A 6,394-nucleotide genomic window follows, 5' to 3' on the forward strand; every position below is an offset into this window, starting at 1 on the left:
AATTTGGTGTGCTCGAAAAACCATATGCCCCCACAACGCCCCGCTGGCTGCACTGGCAAGCCGGTTTGCTGCGTGCGCTCTTGTGGTTGCTGGCGATCGCGTGGTTGCTGCTCGGGCTCAGTTGGGCCGCATTGCATGTGGTCATTGTGCCAAGAGTTGACGAATGGCGTCCGGCGCTGGAGCGCATAGCCAGCGACAGGCTGGGGGTGAAGGTCGAGATCGGCGCGCTGCAGGCCAACTCCAGCGGACCGGTGCCCAGTCTGCACCTGAGCGATGTGGTGCTGCGCGACGCCAGCGGCGCCGAGGCGCTGCGCCTGCCCAGTGTGCGCGCGGCGCTTTCTTTGCATTCGCTCTGGCGGCTGGGTTTCGATCAGCTCATCGTGGAACGCCCGGTGCTCGATCTGCGCCGCCGCGCCGACGGCCGCCTGCTGCTGGGCGGCATCGACTTGGGCGACCTGCAGCAGCCCGATGCGGACAGCCCCTTGGCCGACTGGTTGCTGGACCAAACCGAGTTGGCCATTTTGCAAGGCACCGTGCGCTGGCACGACGACACCCGGCCCGGCACCGAGCCGCTGGTGCTGACGGGCATCGACTGGGTAACGCGCCACAGCGGTCGCGAGCACCAGTTCCGGCTCGACGCTTCCCCGCCGCCGGCATGGGGCCAACGCTTTAGCCTGCAGGCCCAGTTCACCCGGCCCTGGTGGCAGACCGGGGCCAGCCCGTGGCGGCACTGGAGCGGCACGCTCTACGCCGATCTGCCGTGGATCGATCTGCAGCAGCTGGGCCGTTACGTCGACACCCCCGGCTGGCTCGGGGTGCAGGTGCAACAAGGGCAGGGCGCGGCCCGGCTTTGGCTGGATTGGCAGCAAGGTGCGCTGCACCACGCCAGCGCCGACTTGGGCCTGCAGCGGCTGCAACTGCAATGGCCGCAAGTGGCGCAGCCCTTTGAATTGCAGCACCTGCAAACCCGGCTCGAACTGCAACACGCGGGCCTGCAAACCACCCTGAGCACCCACGGGCTGGGCTTTCGCACCGCCGCTGGGCTGGTCTGGCCAGGGGGCAATGTGCGCTACCAGCACACCCGCAGCGACGGCACGGCCCCGGTGGGGTTTGCGCTCCAAGGCCAGCAACTCGATGCGCAGGTGCTGAGCCAACTGGCGCTGCAACTGCCCCTGCCCGAGGCGCTGCACCGTGGCTTGCGCGAGACCGCGCCCAGCGGCCTGGTGGAGCAGATTGCCCTGCAATGGAGCGCCGCCCCAGCCACGGCCAATGCGGGCACGGGCACGGGCACGGGCACAGGTGCGCCCGCTGCCAGCTGGAGCGCCAGCGGGCGCTTGCGCAACGTCAGCCTGCGCGCCGGGGCTGCGCCGCCGGTGTACCGCCACGCCGGCGGCTGGGACGTGCACACACCCGGGCGCCCTGGCGTGAGTGGGGCCCAGATCGACTTCAGCCTTGGTCCCAGCGGCGGCCAGGCCGAGCTGCGCATAGAAAACGGGCAGCTCGACTTGCCCGGCGTGTTTGAGCAAGCGCAGTTGCCACTCGAACTGCTGCAAACCGGCGTCCAATGGCGGGTCAGCGCCGAGGGAATTCGTGTTGAAGCGCCCCAGCTGCGGCTGCGCAACGCCGACCTCGAAGCCGAGCTGCAACTGGTCTGGCGCAGCGCCGACCCGGCCCTCAGCCCGGCGCGGTCGCGCTTTCCGGGCCTGCTCGAATTGCAAGGCCGGCTGCTGCGCGCCGACGCCGCGCGCGTCTACCGCTACCTGCCGCTCAACGTGGCGGCCGATGCGCGCCGCTACCTGCGCCACGCCATTGTCTCGGGGCGCATCAGCGAGGCGCAACTGCAGGTCAGCGGCGATTTGTGGGAGTTCCCCTACGGTCGCCCGGGCAGCGGGCAGTTTGGCGTCACGGCCCAGTTGCGCGACGTGGTGCTCGACTACGCACCCGCCCACGTGTTGCCCCCCGACAGCCCGCCGTGGCCGGGCCTGCAGGTGGCGCAAGCGCGGCTGCAGATCGATCGCACCCGGCTGCAACTCGATCAGGTGCGGGCCCATGTGCGCCAGTGGCCGCAACTGGAGCTGTGGCAAGCGCAGGCCGAAATCGGCGACCTGATGGCCCGCCAGCCCCAGTTTGATTTGCAGGCCCGGCTGCGCGGCCCCGCCGCCGACGCGCTGGCCTTTGTCGAGCGCTCGCCCCTGCGCCCGCTCACCGGTGCCGCCTTGGCCCAGGCCGTGGCCAGCGGGCCCATCGAGCTCGACCTCGGGCTCCAAATGCCGCTGCACGACACCCACGCCACCCGCGTGCAAGGGCAGTTGCGGCTGGCGGGCAACGAGTTGCGGCTAGGGCCTGAGAGCCCGCCTTTGCAAGCGCTGCATGCCACGCTCGATTTCAGCGAGCGCGGTTTTGACATCCCGGCCGCCCGCGCGCAGATGCTGGGTGGGCCGCTGCGTTTTTCGGGCCGCATGGCGCACGAGCTCGGCGCCCCGGTGCTGCGCCTGCGCGGCCAAGGCCAGGCAACGGCCCTCGGCCTGGCCCAAGGCGACCCGTGGCCTTGGCTGCTCCCGCTCGGGCAGGCCGCCAGCGGCAGCGCCGCCTACCAGGCCGAGCTGCGCATCGGACCCGAAGGCACCACGCTGCAGGTCGAATCCGACCTGCAAGGCCTGGCGCTGCAACTGCCGGCCCCGCTAGACAAACGCCCCGAAGTGGCGCTGCCGCTGCGGCTGCGCATCGAACCGCTGGCCGGGGCCGCGCGCGGTGCCACGCGCGACGAATTGCAATTCGCGCTGGGCGCTGGCCCCACCCCCTTGTTGCACCTGCGGTACCAGCGCGAACACCGCGGCGCGGCCACCCGGGTGCTGCGCGGCAGCGTGGCCCTGCGCAGCGCGCCACCGGCGCTGCCGCCCTCGGGCGTGCTGGCCGCGCTCGACCTGGGCGATTTCGACGCCGACGCCTGGGCGCGCCTGTACGCCGCACCTGCGGCCACCCCGGCCACCCCGGCGCAGGCCACCGCCCCGGCGCGCCCCGGCGCACCGACTTTGGACGACAGCCGCCTCTACTGGCCCACCCAAGGGCGGCTGCAAGCCGCTCGCCTGACCCAGGGCGGCCGCACCTTCCATGACCTGAGCCTGAGCGGCAGCCACGAGCGCAACACCTGGCGCATGGCGGTGCAGGCGCGCGAACTGGCTGGCCAAATCCATTACCGTGCCGCCAGCGCCCAAGCGGCGGGCCAGGTGCATGCGCGACTGAGTCGACTGGATTTGTCGATGCCGGCAGCGGGCCGGGTCGAGCAGGCGCTGGCGCAACCCACCGTGGTGCCGGCCATTGATTTGGTGGTGGAGCGCTTTCGCTTGGGCGGCCGCGATCTGGGCCGCCTCGAACTGCAAGCGGTCAACCGCCAGGCCGAGCTGGCGGCGCGCGAGCGCGTCAACGAGTGGCGCCTCAATGCGCTGCGCCTGAGCACGCCCGAAGCCACGCTGGAGGCCAGCGGCAACTGGGTCGCCAGCGGCAATGGGCAGGCGCTGCGCCGCACCGCCTTGCGCCTCGAACTCGATATCCGCGACGCCGGCGCCTTGCTGACGCGGCTGGGCCAGCCGCAGACCCTCCGCGGCGGCCAAGGCCGCATTGAAGGCCACTTGGGCTGGCTGGGCTCACCCTTGGTGTTCGACGCCCCCAGCCTGAGCGGCGAGCTGCAGCTCGACATCGGGCGCGGCCAGTTTTTGCGCGCCGAGCCGGGGGCTGCCAAGCTGTTGGGCGTGCTGAGCCTGCAGGCGCTGCCTAGGCGGCTGATGCTCGATTTCCGCGACGTGTTCAGCGAAGGTTTTGCCTTCGACTTTGTGCGCGGCAACGTGAGCATCGCCCAGGGCGTGGCGCGCAGCAACAACCTGCAAATGAAGGGCGTCAACGCCGCCGTGCTGATGGAGGGCAGCGCCGACATCGTGCGCGAAACCCAAGACCTGCGCGTGGTCGTGGTGCCCGAGCTCAACGCCGACACGGTATCCTTGGTGGCCACCCTGATCAACCCAATCACCGGCTTGGGCACGTTTCTGGCCCAGTTTCTGCTGCGCCAGCCGCTGCAACAGGCGGCCACGCGCGAGTTTCACGTCACCGGCCCTTGGGCCGACCCTGTGGTCACGCCAGTGCAGCGCCAGCCTGCCGCCGCCCCGCTCGACCCCAACCCTGCCACTGGAGCCAATTGAAAATGAAAGTCGCCGCCTTGCAAATGGTCTCGGGCAGCCAGCTTCAAACCAACCTTGATCAAGCCCAGGCGCTGCTGCAACAAGCCAGCCAAGCCGGGGCCGAACTGGCCGTGCTGCCCGAGTATTTCTGCCTCATGGGCCAGCGCGAGACCGACAAACTGGCGCTGGCCGAGGCGCACGGCAGCGGCCCAATCCAGGATTTTCTGGCCGCTGCGGCGCGCCAATACGGGCTCTGGGTGGTGGGTGGCACGCTGCCACTGCAAAGCCCGGTGCCCGGGCGCGTGGCCAACGCCTGCCTGGTGTTCGACCCCAGCGGAGCGCCGGTGGCGCGCTACGACAAAATCCACCTCTTTTGCTACGACAACGGGCGCGAGCGCTACGACGAAGCCGCCGTGCTGGTGGCCGGCAGCGCGCCGGTGGCGTTTGACCTTGACGACCGCAGCGGCCAGCGCTGGCGCGTGGGCTTAAGCGTCTGCTACGACCTGCGCTTCCCCGAGCTGTACCGGCACTTGGCGGCCGATTTGCTGCTGGTGCCGGCCGCCTTCACCCATGGCACCGGGCAGGCGCACTGGGAGCTGCTGCTGCGCGCGCGCGCCATCGAAAACCTGGCCTTTGTGGCCGCCAGCGCTCAAGGCGGGCAGCACGACAACGGCCGCCAGACCTGGGGCCAGAGCCTGCTGATCGACCCCTGGGGCGTGGTGCTGGCCCAGCGCGCCAGCGGGCCCGGGGTGGTGCTGGCCGAGCTCGACTGGGCGCGGCTGCAGCAGGTGCGCCAGCAGTTGCCGGCGCTGCAACACCGGCGCTTGCACACCGCACCGTGTCAGCCCTGAAGGCAGCGGTCGGGCTGCGCCGGCTGCTGTGGCTGCTGGCCGGCTTGCTGCTGGTGGCCTTGTTTGCCCTGCTGGTGTTTCTGCTGCGCGAGTACCAGCACGGACAGCAGCAAGAGGCCTTGCAAGACGAAGCGGCCCGCATGGGGCAAGACGTGCGCAGCGGCCTGGCGCGCAGCGTGCAGGATTTGCACGCCCTTCAAAGCGTGGCCCCCAGCCCGGCCTACTGGCCCGTGGCCGCGGCCGAGTTGCTCGACTCACAACGCAAACTGGTGCACCTCGAGTGGCGCGACAACGCCCACGCCACCCGGGTGCAGCGCCAGTCGCCGTTCTTGCCTGCGCTGCATGCGGCGCGCTCGCGCCACGAGCCCACGATCGACCTGCGCCCGGTTTGTGAACAGGCGCGCCGCCTCGACGGGGCGGCCTACTCGGGCAGCTATTTCTTGCCGCTCGGGCAGGGCCAAGGCATCGAGCTGATGGAGCTGTGCCTGCCCCTGAACCGCGACGGCCGCGCCGACGGCTACCTGGTGGCCACCTATTCCATGGCCGGTCTGCTGGCCGAGCTCATCCCCGCCCAGGCGCGGCGCGGACGGCGGCTGTCGTGGACCGAAGCCGATGGCACCCGCCTGGTCATGGTCGGCGAGCTGGCCCAAGCCGGGCCGCCGCTGCACCACGCCAACCAATTGGTGGCTCTGCCCGGGGGCGCCGCTTGGCTGCTGCGGGTCGAACAAGGCGGCGGCACCGAACACCCCATTGCAGCGGCGCTGCCACTGGCGGTGGGCACGCTGGCGCTGGGGCTGCTGGCCTTGCTGGCGCTGCTGGCGCGCGACCTGCGCCGGCGCCAGCGCGCCGAACGCCAACTGGCCGAGGCGCTGGCCTTTCGCCAGGCCATGGAAGACTCGCTCCTGACCGGGCTGCGCGCGCTCGACCTCGAAGGCCGCCTGACCTACGTCAACCCGGCCTTTTGCCAGATGGTGGGACTGAGCGCCGAGCAACTGCTGGGCACCAGCATTCCGGCCCCCTACTGGCCCACGGAACAGATCGAGGAATACCGCCAGCGCCTGCAAGCGCGGCTGGCTGGCCAACGCGCGCCGCGCGAGGGCTTCGAGTCGGTTTTCATGCGCGCCGACGGCAGCCGGCTGCCGGTGCGCGTGATCGAGGCGCCGCTGGTCGACGCCCAGGGCCGCCAGACCGGCTGGATGAGCGCGATCCTGGACCTGAGCGCGCAGCGGCGCAACGAGGAGCTGTTGCGCGTCTCGCAAGAACGCCTGCAAGCCACGGCGCGGCTGGCCATGGCGGGCGAGATGGCCTCCCTCATCAGCCACGAGCTCAACCAGCCGCTGGCCGCCATCGCCAGCTACGCCAGCGGCTCGC

Annotated in this window: 3 protein-coding genes; all 3 read left to right on the plus strand. The window is 70.8% G+C overall.

The window, feature by feature from the left end; genetic code table 11:
• Positions 1–8: 8 nt before the first annotated feature.
• Positions 9–4,193 carry a YhdP family protein gene (locus SRAH_RS02715; protein ID WP_082210033.1) on the plus strand — a complete coding sequence of 1,395 codons (4,185 nt, stop codon included), beginning with the start codon at positions 9–11 and terminating at the stop codon, positions 4,191–4,193.
• 2 nt (positions 4,194–4,195) lie between these two features.
• On the plus strand, positions 4,196–5,023 hold the full coding sequence (locus SRAH_RS02720) for a carbon-nitrogen hydrolase family protein (RefSeq protein WP_029461820.1): 828 nt from the start codon (positions 4,196–4,198) through the stop codon (positions 5,021–5,023).
• Positions 5,011–6,394 (plus strand): PAS domain S-box protein (locus SRAH_RS02725; RefSeq protein WP_149028910.1); only part of this gene is annotated, 1,384 nt, incomplete at its 3' end. The genes SRAH_RS02720 and SRAH_RS02725, both read left to right, overlap by 13 nt.

Origin of the sequence: Serpentinimonas barnesii, assembly GCF_000696225.1 — a bacterium.
In the GTDB taxonomy this organism is placed as follows: Bacteria; Pseudomonadota; Gammaproteobacteria; order Burkholderiales; family Burkholderiaceae_C; genus Serpentinimonas; species Serpentinimonas barnesii.